At 68.7% G+C, this 12758-nt stretch carries 18 protein-coding genes; 14 read left to right on the forward strand and 4 right to left on the reverse strand.

Going from position 1 to position 12758, the window contains the following annotated elements; all coding sequences use genetic code 11:
• Nucleotides 1-118: 118 nt before the first annotated feature.
• The 3 genes from ACWD1Z_RS19785 to ACWD1Z_RS19795 form a co-directional block, all read right to left on the reverse strand.
• Nucleotides 119-1144 (reverse strand): MBL fold metallo-hydrolase, encoded by a 1026-nt coding sequence (locus ACWD1Z_RS19785; RefSeq protein WP_451120251.1) that lies wholly within the window; start codon nucleotides 1142-1144, stop codon nucleotides 119-121.
• Between the two features lie 536 nt (nucleotides 1145-1680).
• The gene (locus ACWD1Z_RS19790) at nucleotides 1681-2919 is read right to left on the reverse strand and encodes a helix-turn-helix domain-containing protein (protein WP_451120253.1); all 1239 of its coding nucleotides are present in this window, start codon (nucleotides 2917-2919) and stop codon (nucleotides 1681-1683) included.
• Nucleotides 2916-3236: a putative quinol monooxygenase gene (locus ACWD1Z_RS19795; protein WP_451120254.1), complete on the reverse strand. Its 321-nt coding sequence runs from the start codon at nucleotides 3234-3236 to the stop codon at nucleotides 2916-2918. The genes ACWD1Z_RS19790 and ACWD1Z_RS19795 overlap by 4 nt, the downstream gene beginning before the upstream one ends.
• 160 nt (nucleotides 3237-3396) lie before the next feature.
• Between ACWD1Z_RS19795 and ACWD1Z_RS19800 the strand changes: the two genes are divergently transcribed.
• From ACWD1Z_RS19800 to ACWD1Z_RS19865, 14 genes are all read left to right on the forward strand, one after another.
• Nucleotides 3397-3729 carry an SCO3933 family regulatory protein gene (locus ACWD1Z_RS19800; RefSeq protein WP_451120256.1) on the forward strand — a complete coding sequence of 111 codons (333 nt, stop codon included), beginning with the start codon at nucleotides 3397-3399 and terminating at the stop codon, nucleotides 3727-3729.
• A 2-nt stretch (nucleotides 3730-3731) separates the two neighbouring features.
• Nucleotides 3732-5075, forward strand: a complete 1344-nt coding sequence (locus ACWD1Z_RS19805; protein ID WP_451120258.1) for an FtsK/SpoIIIE domain-containing protein — start codon at nucleotides 3732-3734, stop codon at nucleotides 5073-5075.
• Nucleotides 5076-5155: 80 nt separating this feature from the next.
• Complete coding sequence (locus ACWD1Z_RS19810) at nucleotides 5156-5374, forward strand: hypothetical protein (protein WP_451120260.1); 219 nt, start codon at nucleotides 5156-5158, stop codon at nucleotides 5372-5374.
• A gap of 5 nt (nucleotides 5375-5379) precedes the next feature.
• On the forward strand, nucleotides 5380-5565 hold the full coding sequence (locus ACWD1Z_RS19815) for a hypothetical protein (RefSeq protein ID WP_451120262.1): 186 nt from the start codon (nucleotides 5380-5382) through the stop codon (nucleotides 5563-5565).
• 81 nt (nucleotides 5566-5646) lie between these two features.
• Nucleotides 5647-6276: a DUF2637 domain-containing protein gene (locus tag ACWD1Z_RS19820; RefSeq protein ID WP_451120264.1), complete on the forward strand. Its 630-nt coding sequence runs from the start codon at nucleotides 5647-5649 to the stop codon at nucleotides 6274-6276.
• A gap of 19 nt (nucleotides 6277-6295) precedes the next feature.
• The gene (locus ACWD1Z_RS19825) at nucleotides 6296-6481 is read left to right on the forward strand and encodes a mobile element transfer protein (protein WP_451120266.1); all 186 of its coding nucleotides are present in this window, start codon (nucleotides 6296-6298) and stop codon (nucleotides 6479-6481) included.
• A gap of 18 nt (nucleotides 6482-6499) precedes the next feature.
• The gene (locus tag ACWD1Z_RS19830) at nucleotides 6500-6805 is read left to right on the forward strand and encodes a hypothetical protein (RefSeq protein WP_451120267.1); all 306 of its coding nucleotides are present in this window, start codon (nucleotides 6500-6502) and stop codon (nucleotides 6803-6805) included.
• Nucleotides 6806-6897: 92 nt separating this feature from the next.
• The gene (locus ACWD1Z_RS19835; RefSeq protein ID WP_451120269.1) at nucleotides 6898-7077 is read left to right on the forward strand and encodes a hypothetical protein; all 180 of its coding nucleotides are present in this window, start codon (nucleotides 6898-6900) and stop codon (nucleotides 7075-7077) included.
• Nucleotides 7078-7082: 5 nt separating this feature from the next.
• Nucleotides 7083-7277 (forward strand): hypothetical protein, encoded by a 195-nt coding sequence (locus tag ACWD1Z_RS19840; RefSeq protein WP_451120271.1) that lies wholly within the window; start codon nucleotides 7083-7085, stop codon nucleotides 7275-7277.
• Nucleotides 7278-7281: 4 nt separating this feature from the next.
• Entirely contained in the window at nucleotides 7282-8679 is a 1398-nt protein-coding gene (gene repSA, locus ACWD1Z_RS19845; protein ID WP_451120273.1) for a replication initiator protein RepSA, read from the forward strand.
• The gene (locus tag ACWD1Z_RS19850; protein WP_451120275.1) at nucleotides 8676-8873 is read left to right on the forward strand and encodes a helix-turn-helix transcriptional regulator; all 198 of its coding nucleotides are present in this window, start codon (nucleotides 8676-8678) and stop codon (nucleotides 8871-8873) included. The genes repSA and ACWD1Z_RS19850 overlap by 4 nt, the downstream gene beginning before the upstream one ends.
• Nucleotides 8873-10120 carry a tyrosine-type recombinase/integrase gene (locus ACWD1Z_RS19855; protein ID WP_451120277.1) on the forward strand — a complete coding sequence of 416 codons (1248 nt, stop codon included), beginning with the start codon at nucleotides 8873-8875 and terminating at the stop codon, nucleotides 10118-10120. Before ACWD1Z_RS19850 ends, ACWD1Z_RS19855 begins: the two co-directional genes overlap by 1 nt.
• A gap of 167 nt (nucleotides 10121-10287) precedes the next feature.
• Complete coding sequence (locus tag ACWD1Z_RS19860) at nucleotides 10288-11745, forward strand: aldehyde dehydrogenase (RefSeq protein WP_451120279.1); 1458 nt, start codon at nucleotides 10288-10290, stop codon at nucleotides 11743-11745.
• Nucleotides 11746-11747: 2 nt separating this feature from the next.
• Nucleotides 11748-12029 carry a ferredoxin gene (locus tag ACWD1Z_RS19865; RefSeq protein ID WP_451120281.1) on the forward strand — a complete coding sequence of 94 codons (282 nt, stop codon included), beginning with the start codon at nucleotides 11748-11750 and terminating at the stop codon, nucleotides 12027-12029.
• A gap of 22 nt (nucleotides 12030-12051) precedes the next feature.
• Here the strand turns inward: ACWD1Z_RS19865 and ACWD1Z_RS19870 are convergent, their stop codons facing one another.
• Entirely contained in the window at nucleotides 12052-12672 is a 621-nt protein-coding gene (locus ACWD1Z_RS19870) for a TetR family transcriptional regulator (protein WP_451120283.1), read from the reverse strand.
• Nucleotides 12673-12758 lie beyond the last annotated feature (86 nt).

Consider the following 12758-nt stretch of genomic DNA (forward strand, 5'->3'; position numbering starts at 1 on the left):
CAGGCCCTTAAGGCACTGGGGGAGGGTCAGCGCCGGAATTGCACCGGCTTCCCCCCGTACGGGTGTGATGACGACGCGGCCACTCTACCGGCCCGTAATTCCGGCTCTTACGGAACCCTCACACGGCCCGGTACGTCACCGGCTCGCTCCCCGGCACCGTCTCCGCCCGGCCCAGCTTCACCAGTCGGCGCAGGTGGGACTCGGCCTCCGACACCGCGATGGTGCGTGAGCCGTAGGGGATCTGCTCCCAGGGGCGGTTCCATTCCATGCGCTCGGCGAGCTGCCAGGCGGTGAGGGGTTCCCGGAGGAGGGCGATGAGGCCGGTGAGGCGCGTCTCGTGGTGGGCGAGCAGTTCCCGGACGCGCTCCCTCGCGCCGGTGAAGGCGTGCTGGTGGGCCGGGAGGATCTCGGCGGGGGCCAGCCGGGCGACGCGTTCCAGGGAGTCCAGGTAGTCGCCGAGGGGGTCGGTGACGGTGGTGTCGTCGGGGTCCTCGTACAGGCCGATGTGCGGGGTGATCTCCGGCAGGACGTGGTCGCCGGAGAACAGGCGCCCGTGGCCGGGGAGTTGCGCGGGGTGCTCCTCCTCCAGGTGCAGGCAGACGTGGCCCGGGGTGTGGCCCGGGGTCCAGATCGCGCGCAGCCGGCGGCCGGGGAGGTCGAGGAGTTCGCCCGGGACGATCTCGCGGTCCGGGAGGGCGGGGGAGAGGCCGGGCAGGGCACGGCGGCGGGCGCCGCGCAGCGGGGCGACGTGCTCCTCGGGGGCGCCGGCCGCGGTGAGCTTCGCCGCCATGTACGTGAACCAGCGCTCCGGTTCGGCCGAGCGGGTGCGGCGCACGATCGCCGTGTCCGCCTCGTGCATCGCGATCCAGGCGCCGGAGGCCTCGCGCACGGCGCCGGACAGGCCGTGGTGGTCGGGGTGGTGGTGGGTGACGACCACGCCGTGGACCTCACCGACGGACGTACCGCAGGCCGTCAGTCCCTCGGTGAGGGTGTCCCAGGAGGCCGGGTCGTCCCAGCCGGTGTCGATCAGCACGGGCCCGCGGTCCGTGTCGACGACGTAGACGAGGGTGTGGCCGAGGGGGTTGTCCGGGATGGGGACCCGGAGGGAGCGAACGCCCCCGCCGTGATCGTAGGTTCTCGTCATCTGCCCCTCCGCGTCGCGGTCATTGCCCACTATAACTAGAACTGGTTTCACATCGGGGGGAGCTGAGACAACGTCACTTGACCTCGCAGTGACCAGCTACGGAGTATTCGGCACCTGTCGTTGTTTGTCGTCGTCGACTGCTGTCGGACGGCCCAGAGACGGCCCAGCGCTGACAACGGTGAGAGGTCGGCTCCGAGACTTTGGGCGGGAGCTGCCATGGGGCGAGTGATCATGGCCCCGTAAGCTTCCGGCGAGTCGGGCAGTCTGTGGACCTGCCCGTTAAAGCACGACGTTGGGGCCATGATCTTCGAGGCTCGCCCCATGGTGGCTGCCTAAAGTTTCGGAGCCGACCGGCCCCGTCGGCGTCTGTACGGGAGATTCCTCAGGCCTTGGCCTTCTCCTCGTGGGCGCGCGTTGGCGCAGCCCGCCGGAGCGGGCCGAAGGCAGGAGCGGCGGCGGAGCGGAGCCAGGAGCGCGCCCGGCGGAGCGGAGCGCAGCCGGGGCTTGATGATGTAGAGAAACCTGTAACAGGGCGACTAGCCGACCGCGCTCCGCTCGGCTAGATCACGCAGTGACTCAGGGACGCGTGGTTCCGACAGTTGGATCAAGTCGCGGATGACTGCGCGGGCCAAGTGGTGATCGTGGATCTGTTCGGGCGTCAGAGCCTCGGCTTCCAAGAGCGCGGCTGTGGCCTCACCTACGTGTCGCCGCTGCGCGTGTGCTCGCGCCACGTCAAGCAGGAAACGTGCCTGTCGCTCGGGGGAAAGGCCCGACGGGGCAACCTGCTCTGCCACTTCGAGGGCAAGTCCGGCGTCCCCCAACTCCACGGCCGTGCTTACGGCGTGGATCTCTACGTTGGTCGGCCCGAACTCCGTATCGAAGTCGTTCCGGTCCTCACCCAACCGCGCTGCGATCTCCCGTGCCCGGTCGATGTGCGTATGCGTCTGCCCTCGATTGCCCTCTCTTGCGTTGATCACCGCAAGGACTAGGTTCATGGCGCCTAGAAGCGACAGCTCTTCCGGCGGGCATGCGGGTGACTCTGCCCTTGGAGCCATGACGGCTACAGCGGATTTTGCCGCCTGTTCGGCCTGTTCCATGTGCTGCTGTCGCATGAAGGCGTGGGACATGCGGAACAGGCTTGCGACCACTTCCAGTGGTTGACCTGCTAGCTCGGCTGCCTGCAACGCTCGATCGGCCGCGATCCATGCTGCATCCGCTTGATCTTGCCGAGTGAAGCTGGCTGCGGCCACCTGGTACGCCTTGGCTCTCAGCGAGTGAAGTTCCGCCCGATCACTTGCCGGTGCGTGACGTACTGCGGCTTCGATGGTGGGAAGCAACTTCACGAGGTGATCGCTTAGCGCCGCGTAGCTCGATGCGTGGGCGAGCGTCCATGCCTTGTCGATGCTTCGCCGGAGTTCGGGAAGTGACGGAGCTGGATCTGCCGGTGGCTGGTCAAAGAGGCTGCTCAGCGCTGGGTGTCCGGTAAGGGCGACGCGAAGACCGTCAAGGTCATTGCTTGGCGGTAGAGCTGCCTCCTCGGCCTCTTCCGCCGGAGCGGCAGCATCGGGACGAAGCTCTCGTACGGATACTTTGAGCGCGTCAGCAAGAGCCTGAAGGACTGACAGTCGCTCGACGGGCTGCACGCCTCTCTCGACCTGGGACACCCAGCTCTCTGAGCGGCCCATAGCCGTGGCAAGGTCACTCTGTGCCATGCCCGCGGCGCGACGCAGTTCCTTGACCCTCTGGCCCGTGGCCTTGGAGTCGTAAGCCGTCACTTCTCCGCCCCGGTCGGGTACTTGCCGGTGTACGGCTGAAGGCGATCTACCTCGGTCTTCTCGACGTACTTGTCGCGCTCGCTCAGGAAATGCCTGGTGTGCGGCTGACGCTCGTGCTCCTCGAACGCCTCGCGGTCTGCGTAGAGCTCGAAGAAGATCCGCTCATTGGGAGCGCCCTCGACCTCGTGGCACGCATAGATGAGCGTCCCGGGCTCATGCGCCCGGATCCCCGCGGTCGTCTCCTGCATCAGCGCGTCGAACGCCTCGCCTGCACCATCGCGCAGCGTGAAACGAACAAAAAGCCCGTAGTTGGCCATTTCTGCCTCCCTCTCGTCCCGTTCAGTGTCGCAGACCCAGAGATCTGCTACTAGTCGCAGCTTTTCTGTTGACTCGCAGTTTTTCTGCGAGTACGGTCGTAGTGAAGGTGCTACTCGGAGTCATCGGGTGGCTCAACTGCTATGTGGAGGAGACGCGTTCATGCCGTCCTTCAAGATCGACCTTTCGACCGCTGTGGTGTTCGTGGCGACCGCGCCCGAGCCGAAGATGGTCAACAAGAAGACCGGTGAGCGGGCCGTGGACCGGGAGACCGGTGCCGACCTGGCGACGGTGGGTCTGTTGGTCTCGGATGAGGGAGAGGGCAACCTCTACCAGGTGACCGTGCCGGAGACCGGTGTTCCCGCCAGTCTCGTGCCGGGTACGCCGGTGGCGGTGACCGGTCTGAAGGCCCGCGACTGGGAGAACGAGTTCAACGGCCAGAAGCGGCACGGGATCTCGTTCCGCGCGGTCGCGATCACGCCGCTGGGGGCCTGACCATGGCGGACCTGGCTACCTGGTTAGAGCTGGGTGGAGCTGCGGCCGGTGCCGGTGGGCTCGGTTACGCGAAGGTGCGCGCCCCGCGGGTGTACTGGTCGCTGGTCGGTCTGCCGATCACTTGGGGCCGGTTCACTTGCTCCTACAGCTCGACCATGGACGTGTGCGGGCTGACGGTACGACCGTCCGGCTTCCGCGCGTTCGTGACGCGCAACGTCGCCCGTCGTGAGGTTCGGCCGGTGCCGCCGAAGGTTCGCCGCGTGCGTCCGACCTCGACCGGGCTGCGGGTCTCACTCCGGCTCCCCGCTGGCCTTGAACCGGCCGACGTCGCCGCGTCCGCCGAACGCCTCCGGCACGCCTGGGGTGTTCAGTCGGTGGCCGTGATGGAGACCCGGCCGGGCTATGTCGAGCTGCGGATGACCGGCTACGACGTGCTCGCGCGGGTGAAGATGCCGCGCAAGGCTCAACCTCGTGACCTGGTCGTCCCGGTCGCGCTGCGGGAGGACGGCACGGTCTTCGAGCGGGACTACCGCCAGATTCCCATGGCGCTGACACTGGGGGCCAACGGCTCCGGCAAGTCGATGTATCAGCGCAACCTGATCAAAGGGCTGGCGAGGCTGCCGGTGGGTCTGGTCGGGATCGACTGCAAGCGGGGTGTTGAGCAGTCCCGGTATGCGTCGCGTCTGTCGGCGCTCGCGACCGATCAGGAGAGCGCCGGGCGTTTGATCGATGCGCTGGTCACGGAGATGGAAGACCGCTTCGACCTCCTCGCCCTGTACGGCGTATCGGATGTGTGGGAACTGCCCGACCACCTCCGGCCGGTGCCGCTGGTCGTGCTGATCGATGAGGTGGCGGAACTGTTCCTGGTGATGTCCAGGAAGGACGAACCGGTCCGTGATCACACGGTCATGCAACTGGTCCGGCTCGGGCAGATGGCGCGCGCGGTCGGCATCTTCCTGGAGGTGTGCGGGCAGCGTTTCGGCTCCGACCTGGGCAAGGGGGCGACCGCCCTGCGCGCCCAGCTCACCGGCCGTGTGGTGCACCGCGTCAACGACAAGCAGACAGCGGAAATGGGCCTGGGTGACATCGCCCCGGACGCTGTGGTCTCCGTGACCGGGATCCGCGCCGACCACCCCGGTGTCGCGGTGGCCGGTGACGCCTCCGGCTACTGGTCCCGTATCCGCACCCCCGAGATCACCCCGGTTCAGGCGGCGGCCGTGTGCCGTGAATTCGCGTACCTGACCCCGGAGTTGCCGTTCCTGGCCCCGTTCCGTCCGGTCGGTCAGATCGTCCCGCCGATGCCCACCGTGCCGCCGCTCGTACCGGCGCGGTCCCTCGGCAAGTAACACCCCTGCTCTTCCCCGGTCGGCGCGATCGCTTCGCGCCAGGTCCCTACCCCCGCCATGCCGAAAACAGGAGGACAGCAATGCTCGGCAAACCCTGGTTCGACTACACCCCGCAGGAGCGGGACGACGCCAACCGCCTCGGCTTCCTGTTCGAGACCTTGCAGAACGACATGCACCTCGGCCTGGACACGGACCACTTCGTCATGGTCGTGAGTGACGCCCTGGACTCCGAGTTCGCCGCCCGCGCTGACGGTGCATACCCGCCCGCCGGACACGACTACCCGCGTCTGGAGTCGTGATCGCCGTGGCCACACGGAAGACCCCCGCCCCGGTGACCGCCGATCCGAAGCCCGCGAAGTGTCCGACCTGCGAGGGCACCGGTGAGGTCTCCCGCACCGTCCGCGTCGGTCGCAAGCGCCGTGCCGTCGGTGACCAGACCGGCATCTGCCTGAACTGCCTGGGCGCCTGCGAGATCCCTGCCGACGACTGAACCCCCGTCCGGGGCCGGGCGGCCGGATACCTGACCCGCTGCTCTGCCCCGGCTCGATCCCCGCGAAGGAGGTGAAGACCCGTGACCCACTCGCTGCGCCCGGATGCCGTACTTGTTCAGGCCGTGATCGCCGGGGCGCTGTCCTTCGCCCACCTGCACGACCTTGCCGCCGCGGCCGGACAGACCGGTTGGAAGGCTTGGGCCTACCCGGTCAGCGTTGACCTGCTGCTGGTCGCCGCGTGGCGTCGGCTGCGCGCTGACGGCCCTTCGTGGCTGGCCTGGTGCTGGTTCCTGATCGCCCTGGTGGCCTCGCTCGGTGCCAACGTCGCCACCGCCGGACTCCTCGACCTGAACGACGTTCCGGCCTGGCTTTGCATCATCGTCGCCGCCTGGCCCGCGCTCGCCTTCCTCGGCGGGACGCTGCTCGTGCACTCCCCCGCTCCGCCCGCGGACCGGGTGCCGGTTCCGCCGGCGCCCGCCCCCGACCCCGCCCCGGCTCACGAACCTGAGCCTGCGCCGATCGCCCCGGCCGAACCAGTCGCGGCGCTGCCCGAGACCCCGGCTGTGCCTCCGGCGCTCGTCGACCACGCTCGCAAGGTCGCCGCCGACCACCGCGCCCGCACCGGTGCCGACATCGACACCGCCACTCTGCGCGCCCGGCTCGGCATCCCTGAAGACCTAGCCGGGGCCATCGCCGCCCAACTCGCCTAAAGACAAGGAGGTTCACCCCGTGCGCCCGAACCGCTTCTACGACGTGATCCGCATCGGCCCCGTCAAGGTCGGCACGTTCCACAACGGCCGGGGCCAGACCAAGCACACCGCCGCCTGCACCGCCCCCCGGTGCGGCTTCTCCACCGAGCACCGCGACCGGTCGGCGGCCGAACTCGCCGCTCGCACCCACCGCTGCACGGCCTGACCCGAAGGGAGACAACCCGTGCACCTGCCCCAGGCCCAGCTCCGCGCCGGGCACATCCCCGCCGACCTCTACCAGCAAATCCCGCCCGGCTCGGACTTGCGCAAGGTCGTAATCGTCCAGGAAGCCCCGCGCTCCTACACCGGCCCGATCATCCTGACCCTGCTGATCACCACGGGCTCTGTCGTGGTGCTGCTGGTGATCGCTCTCGTCGTTCAGGCCGTGGCTGCGTCGATCGTCTCCGTGCTGTCGGCCACCTGCGGAGTCGGCTACACGATCAGCCGCACCGCCAAGCGCAAGAAGGCACCGTCCGCGCTGCGCAAGTAACGCCTTCCGGGGCGGCTCTCTCGCCAAAGATCCGCCGCCCCGGACGGCTCCACCTCTTCCAGATCCAACGGACCCGAAAGGGAAATCCCATCATGCCCGCTTCCGCCTCGAACAGTCCGGTCTGCCGTAACTGCAACGGCTTCCCGGTCGTCTCGATCACGACCGGCGACCGCCACCGTGACGGTTCCCGCGTCCTCCTCCGTGTCGTCTGCCACGCCTGCCAGGGCACCGGCAACGCCCTCTCCGTCGCCCGCGTCCGGGCCGGGAGGTGACCGCCGTGGCTGACCTGACCCCGACGACGGACCGCCCGGGCCTGCACGTCAGCAAGCCGTCTCCGTCCGCCCCGGCCACCGGATCGGCGGTCTGCCACTGCGGCGCGAGCGCCACCGCGTCCGGTGACGACCAGGTGCGCGCCCTGGTGGAGGGCTACACCGCCAACCACGGCCCGGCCCACAACCGACAGGGCCGGTGATCACGTGACCGACACCGCCACCATGGCGGGTCTGGACCCGACCACCCTCACCGACGTGCTGAGGGTGGCCGGGTCTCCCGGCTTCGACCGCTGGCAAGAGCAGATCAAGCGCACGGGCGGCTGCTCCGACCCGGTCCGCCTCATGGGCGCAACGAAGCTGATCGACCGGGCAACCGGGACGGTCCTGCACGCGTACACCACCGACCACGAGCCGGGCGGCATGCTCCGGGTGGCCTGCGGCAACCGCCGTGCCTCGCGCTGCCCGGCCTGCGCCTGGACCTACGCCGGAGACACCTACCACCTCATCCGCGCCGGACTCGTTGGCGACCCGGCCAAGGGCACCCCGCACACGATCCGCGACCACCCCCGCGTCTTCGCCACCCTCACCGCACCCTCGTTCGGCCGGGTCCACAACCGGCCCGACACCGGCCGCTGCCGCTGCGGTGCGCGCCATGCCGAAGACGCGCCTGAACTCGGCACGCCGCTCGATCCCGAGTCATACGACTACGCGGGCGCCGTGCTGTGGAACAACCACGCCTCCGAACTGTGGCGCTACTTCACGATCTACCTTCGCCGTGAGATCGCCAAGCGCGCCGGACTCACTCAGAAGGCTGCCCGCGAACAGTCCCGCCTCTCATTCGGCAAGGTCGCTGAGTACCAGAAGCGCGGAGCCGTCCACTTTCATGCAGTGATCCGCTTCGACGGTGCCGAAGGGCCCGACGATCCGCCCCCGGCCTGGGCCACCCTCGATCTCCTCACCGACTCCATCCGTGCCGCTGCCGCCCGCGTCACCGTCGACGTGGCCCCGGCGGGAGACCAACCGGCTCGCTCACTGCGGTGGGGCACACAACTCGACGTGCAGCCGATCGGCGCCTTCGGCAATGGCGAAGAGATCACCGAACAGGCCGTGGCGTCCTACGTCGCCAAGTACGCCACCAAGGCAGCCGAGACCACCGGCACGGTTGATCGTCGGATCGGCAACAAGGAAGCCCTGGTCCTGCTTGATGTGCCCGATCACCCCGCCCGGCTGATCGCGGCATGCCTCGACCTGCACGCGCTGTACCCGGATCGGAAGTTGCGGGACTGGGCTCACATGCTCGGCTTCCGCGGCCACTTCAGCACGAAATCCCGCCGCTACTCGACCACCCTCGGCGCCCTCCGTCAGACCCGCGCCGACTATCGCGCCGCACAGCAGCGCCAGGCTCTCGGCCTGCCCCACCCCGACGACACGGAGGCAACCACGCTCACCCTCGCGCACTGGACTTACGCCGGACACGGCCACACCCCCGGCGAGTCCTGGCTCGCCGCCAACATCCACCGCGACATCCAGCGCAACCGTGAGACCGCTCGTGAAGCGCTGGCTGATATGGCTGGCCTGGAGGACTGGGAGGTGTGCGCGTGAAGCAGCCCCTTCCCGACCAGTACCTCACTCCCGAGGATCTGGTGATCATGTTCCGTCTGCCGAGTGTCGAGACCGTCTATCAGTGGCGCCGCAAGGGGGTCGGCCCCCGCAGTTTCCGGGTGGGCCGCTACGTCCGCTTCGACCCCGAGGTCGTGCGGGCCTGGGTCGAGTCCCGGATGCAGGGGGCTGCCTGATGGCTGGACACATCCAAGACCGCTGGTACAAGACGGTGAAAGACGTTAATGGCAAGACCGTTCGCGTCAAGAGCGACCGTTACGGGGCAGGTCTGCGCTATCGGGCTCGTTACGTTGCCCCCGACGGTAGCGAGAAGTCCAAGAGCTTCCCCGACGGCAAGAAGCGGCTTGCCGAGACGTGGCTCACCAACATCGAGTCCGACATGTCGCGCGGTCAGTACATCGATCCCGTGGCTGGGAAGGTCACCTTTCAGCAGTACGCGACCGAGTGGCTGACTGGGCAGACCACCGACCCGACGACTCGTGAGAACACAGAGCGTCGTCTTCGGCTGCATGCCTTCCCGTACCTCGGAAATCGTCCGCTCTCCTCGCTCCAGCCGTCCGACATTCGAGCCTGGGTGCGCAAGCTGGAGGACGCAGGAAGCGCCGGATCATCCCGCCGCGTGATCTTCGGAAACGTATCGGCGGTGCTATCTGCCGCTGTTGATGACGGTCGCCTCGCGCGCAACCCCTGCCGAGCGGGCTCGGTCCGTCGCCCGAAGCCTGCTCCCGGCCGTGTTGCGCCGTGGTCTGCCGATCGCGTGTTCTCTGTCCGGTGTGGACTGCCTGACCGGTTCCGGGCCATGGTCGACGTTGGAGCCGGTTGCGGGCTTCGACAGGGAGAAATCTTCGGGCTGCCCGTTGACGAGGTGGACGCACTATCCGGGGTGCTGCACGTCACCCAACAGGTCAAGGTCGTGGAACGGAAGCTGGTCTTTGCTCCGCCGAAGAACGGCAAGCTCCGTGACGTGCCACTGCCGGACGCGGTTGCTTTCGCGCTCGCCGAGCACATGACGGCCTTCCCGCCGGTAGAAGTCACGCTTCCTTGGCTGCGCCCCGACGGAGAGCCGGTCACCAAGTTGTTGTACTTCACGGGTGTTGAGGGCGGGGCAGTCTGGCGCAACGCCTTCAACGCGCACGCCTGGAAGCCTGCTCTTGCCGCCGCTGGAGTGATCCCCAAGCCCGGACCGGGGGAGCGGTACAAGGAAGCCCGCGAGGACGGTATGCACGCGCTGCGGCACTTCTACGCTTCGGTGCTCCTCGACGCGGGGGAGAGCATCAAAGCCCTGAGTGCGTACCTCGGTCACGCGGACGCCGGATTCACGCTCCGCACCTACACCCACCTCATGCCGAGCAGCGAGACCCGTACGCGGAAGGCTGTCGACTCGATGTATCGCACGGCCCGAAAGTCCCCGACGGCCCCCTGACGGCCCACGGGTTCCGAGTCTGCCCCTGATCGCCGGGAAACCGCTGGTCAGGGGCATTCTCGTCCCATCCGTGGACTACTTTAACTAGAACTGGTATCAGTTCTGAGGCAGCGTCAGAAACAGTGCAGCGTCAGAAACAGTGCTCAGCTCCGCAGGAGGCGTCGGCCATGACCGAGCTCGTGGAACACGGACAGCTGTTCATCGGCGGGGAGTTGACCGACCCCCTCGGCAAGGACTTCATCGAAGTCGTCTCACCGCACACGGAAGAGGTCATCGGGCGGGTGCCGCACGCGTCCACCGCCGACGTGGACCGGGCCGTCGCCGTCGCCCGCAGGGCCTTCGACGAAGGGCCCTGGCCGCGGATGTCCCTGGCGGAGCGGATCGAGGTCGTCACCCGGATCAAGGACGCCTTCGCCGTGCGGCACGAGGAGATCGCCCGGGTCATCTCCTCGGAGAACGGCTCCCCTTACTCCTGGAGCGTCCTCGCGCAGGCGCTCGGCGCGATGATGGTGTGGGACTCCGCCATCACCGTCGCGCGGAACTTCACCTACGAGGAACACCGCGACGGCGTCCTCGGCAAGATCCTCGTGCGGCGCGAGCCGGTCGGGGTCGTGGCGGCCGTAGTGCCCTGGAACGTCCCGCAGTTCGTCGCCGCCGCCAAGCTCGGCCCCGCCCTGCTCACCGGCTGCACGGTGGTGCTCAAGCCGTCGCCCGAGTCGCCGCTCGACGCCTATCTGCTCGCCGAGATCACCAAGGAGGCCGGGCTGCCGGAGGGGGTCCTGTCCATCCTCCCCGCCGACCGCGAGGTCAGTGAGTACCTCGTCGGGCACCCCGGCGTCGACAAGGTCTCCTTCACCGGCTCGGTCGCCGCGGGCAAGCGCGTGATGGAGGTCGCCGCGCGGAACCTGACGCGGGTGACCCTGGAACTCGGCGGCAAGTCGGCGGCGGTCGTGCTGCCGGACGCGGACGTCGACACCGCGGTGGCCGGCATCGTCCCGGCGGCCTGGATGAACAACGGCCAGGCCTGCGTCGCCCAGACCCGCATCCTGCTGCCCCGCTCCCGCTACGACGAGTTCGCCGAGGCCCTCGCCGCCGCCGCGAACGCCCTCGTCGTCGGCGACCCCCTCGACCCGGCGACCCAGGTCGGCCCGCTCGTCGCCAAGCGCCAGCAGCGCCGCAACCTCGACTACATCCGCATCGGCCAGGAGGAGGGCGCCAAGATCCTCACCGGCGGCGGGCGCCCGCCGGGCCTGGACCGGGGCTGGTACGTCGAGCCGACGCTCTTCGGCGACGTCGACAACTCCATGCGGATCGCGCGGGAGGAGATCTTCGGGCCGGTGATCTGCCTGCTGCCCTACGGCGACGAGTCGGAGGCGGTGAAGATCGCCAACGACTCCGAGTACGGGCTCAGCGGCAGCGTCTGGACGGCCGACGTCGAGCGCGGCATCGACGTCGCCCGCCGGGTCCGTACCGGCACCTACTCCGTCAACACCTTCAGCCTCGACATGCTCGGCCCGTTCGGCGGCTACAAGAACTCCGGGCTGGGGCGGGAGTTCGGGCCCGAGGGATACGGCGAGTACCTGGAGCACAAGATGATCCACCTCCCCGCGGGCTGGGAGGCGTAGGGATGGGGGCACCTCCCGCGCGAGCGAAGCCGAACGTGGGGGCGGGAGACCGCTGGCACGTGGAGGTCGACCGGTCCGTGTGCATCGGCTCGGCCCAGTGCGTCCACCGCGCCCCCGACGCGTTCCGGCTCGACACCGCCCGCCAGTCCCACCCGCGCGAGCCGGAGACGGACGCCCACGAGGAGGTGCTGGCGGCGGCGGAGATGTGCCCGGTGGAGGCGATCGTGATCACTCTGCTGGGCAGCGGGGAGCCGGTCTTCCCGCCGGAGGACCAAGGGGGGTAGGGGAACGTGTCCCGCGGGTCTCTTACCTGTCCGCGGGGGCCGTCAGGTCGATCAGGCGGCACACCGTCTCGATGTCGATCTTCACCTGGGCGATGGAGGCGCGGCCCGACAGCCACGTGATCAGCGCCGAGTGCCAGGTGTGCTCGATGACCCGGACCGCGGACAACTGCTCCGGCGTCGGGTGCTCCTGGCCCATCGCGTCCAGGATGATCACGGTCGTCTGCCGGGACACCTGGTCCACCTCGGGCGACACACTGCGGTCCGCGAAGGTCAGCGCACGGACCATGGCGTCGGCCAGATGCGGCTCGCGCTGCAGGGCGCGGAAGGCGCGCATCAGTGTCTCCGCCACCCGCTCCGCCGCCGTGTCCCCTGCGGGCGGCTTCTTGCGGAGGGTGCCGTGCATGTGCTCCAGCTGGTCCTGCATGGTGGCGACCAGCAGATGGATCTTGGACGGGAAGTAGCGGTAGAGCGTGCCGAGCGCCACCTGCGACGACTCCGCGACCTCCCGCATCTGCACGGCGTCGAAACCGCCCCGGCTGGCCAACTGCGCGCTCGCGTGCAGGATGCGGCGCCGACGCGCCTCCTGCCGCTCGGTCAGGGGTGGGGTGACGGGTCTCGCGGTACTGGCTGCCACCTTGTCCACCTTGTTCTCCTCGCCGTGGCGCGACCGTGGCGTGAATCACCTGATCCACTGCTCACGCCGCCTCTACCTGCCGGTAGATTCGGAGC

The organism is Streptomyces sp. NPDC002784 (genome assembly GCF_053592135.1).

What these genes read in the sequence shown, in the direction of transcription:
- ACWD1Z_RS19785 (WP_451120251.1), bottom strand. Translation starts at nt 1,144, where the DNA reads ATGACGAGAACCTACGATCACGGCGGGGGCGTTCGCTCCCTCCGGGTC.
- ACWD1Z_RS19795 (WP_451120254.1), bottom strand. Translation starts at nt 3,236, where the DNA reads ATGGCCAACTACGGGCTTTTTGTTCGTTTCACGCTGCGCGATGGTGCA.
- ACWD1Z_RS19800 (WP_451120256.1), top strand. Translation starts at nt 3,397, where the DNA reads ATGCCGTCCTTCAAGATCGACCTTTCGACCGCTGTGGTGTTCGTGGCG.
- ACWD1Z_RS19805 (WP_451120258.1), top strand. Translation starts at nt 3,732, where the DNA reads ATGGCGGACCTGGCTACCTGGTTAGAGCTGGGTGGAGCTGCGGCCGGT.
- ACWD1Z_RS19810 (WP_451120260.1), top strand. Translation starts at nt 5,156, where the DNA reads ATGCTCGGCAAACCCTGGTTCGACTACACCCCGCAGGAGCGGGACGAC.
- ACWD1Z_RS19835 (WP_451120269.1), top strand. Translation starts at nt 6,898, where the DNA reads ATGCCCGCTTCCGCCTCGAACAGTCCGGTCTGCCGTAACTGCAACGGC.
- ACWD1Z_RS19855 (WP_451120277.1), top strand. Translation starts at nt 8,873, where the DNA reads ATGGCTGGACACATCCAAGACCGCTGGTACAAGACGGTGAAAGACGTT.
- ACWD1Z_RS19860 (WP_451120279.1), top strand. Translation starts at nt 10,288, where the DNA reads ATGACCGAGCTCGTGGAACACGGACAGCTGTTCATCGGCGGGGAGTTG.
- ACWD1Z_RS19865 (WP_451120281.1), top strand. Translation starts at nt 11,748, where the DNA reads ATGGGGGCACCTCCCGCGCGAGCGAAGCCGAACGTGGGGGCGGGAGAC.